This is a genomic window from Bartonella tribocorum (assembly GCF_002778015.1).
In the GTDB taxonomy this organism is placed as follows: domain Bacteria; phylum Pseudomonadota; class Alphaproteobacteria; order Rhizobiales; family Rhizobiaceae; genus Bartonella; species Bartonella tribocorum_B.
The window spans coordinates 1-1,480 of the sequence record NZ_NJPP01000072.1; the positions used below are offsets into that span (position 1 = coordinate 1).

General features: G+C 42.5%; 2 pseudogenes. Both read left to right on the top strand.

Annotated features, from left to right (window positions below):
* Positions 1 to 289: pseudogene (locus CEV08_RS09155) on the top strand (late control protein); the annotation flags it as partial.
* A 2-nt stretch (positions 290 to 291) separates the two neighbouring features.
* Positions 292 to 1,480, top strand: a pseudogene (locus CEV08_RS09160) (DnaB-like helicase C-terminal domain-containing protein); the annotation flags it as partial.

Here is a 1,480-nt window from a genome sequence, read left to right on the forward strand (position 1 = left end):
TCGTCTGCGCAGTTGCTACCTTTGCAAAGAAGAAGCACAAGCGGCGGCTGCCTCAGAATCAGATCGCTTATGCCGTGCTGTAGGCAGCGGCTCCTTAACGCTTGCGGGACACCCTGAAGTCATGGCGGATCAACCTCTCATCCTTCAAGGGTTCCGTAAAGAAATTAATGGACTATGGAAAGCCGCTACCGTCACGCATTGTTATGAAAAACAAAGCGGATACACAACAGAAATCACCTTTGAGGCACCGATCGAGGGAAATAAAACAGGGGAAAAGGAACCCAACTAAAAATGGACAATTCAAAAGACTGCTTCCCCCCTTCTGTTCGCCAACTCCCGCATAATATAGAAGCCGAACAAGCATTGCTTGGAGCAATTCTGATTAATAATGATGCACTTGATAGAGTTTCTGATTTTCTCAAAGCAGAACATTTTTTTGAAACTCTTCATCAAAAGATCTTTTCTGCTGTTTTGCATATGATCAAAAAAGGTAAAGTTGCAAACCCTGTTACCCTTAAATCCTTTATTCCAGCAGAAGAAACAATTGGCGATATCACCATCTTCCATTACGTTGTTCGTTTAGCCAAAGAAGCGGTGACAATCATTAATACTGAAGATTATGGACGGGTTATCTATGATCTTTTTATTCGACGCTCTTTGATTAATCTTGGCAATCAAGTTGTCAATACAGCCTTTGAGGCTCCCTTAGAGCTTACACCAACACAACAAATTGAAACTGTTGAACATCAATTGTTTGAACTCGCCGACAAAGGCAAATATGGGGGTGGGTTTGAAAACTTTGATAGAGCCATTGCAAAAGCACTGGACATGGCAAGTGCTGCCAAAAAGCGTTCCTCACAGCTTTCTGGGTTAGCGACCCATATAAACACTTTGGATGAAAAAATGGGAGGGTTGCAGCCATCTGATTTGATTATTCTAGCGGGGCGCCCTGGAATGGGAAAAACCGCACTGGCGACCAATAAGGCGTCTTAAACGACAACATGGTTTGGATGTCTTGATTATTGATTATATCCAACTCATGACAAGCGGTTCAAAGCGTTCTTCAGAAAATCGTGTTCAAGAAATGACAGCGATTACCATGGGGCTTAAAGCTTTGGCCAAAGAACTTAATATTCCCATCATTGCTCTTTCACAATTATCACGCCAAGTTGAAAACCGAACAGATAAACGTCCACAGCTTGCAGATCTACGAGAATCAGGTTCCATTGAACAAGATGCCGATATTGTGCTTTTTGTTTATCGTGAAGAATATTATCTCAAAAAGGAAGAACCTAAAGAAGGCAGTGTTGAGTATAGCAGATGGCAAGAGACAATGGAGAAAGCCAAGGGCAAAGCTGTGGTTATTATAGCCAAACAACGCCATGGTCCAACAGGAATAGTTCCTCTAGCCTTTCAATCCGATTTTACACGCTTTAGCGATCTAGCAGACAATAGGAGCGTCTCAGAGAATACGTGTGAT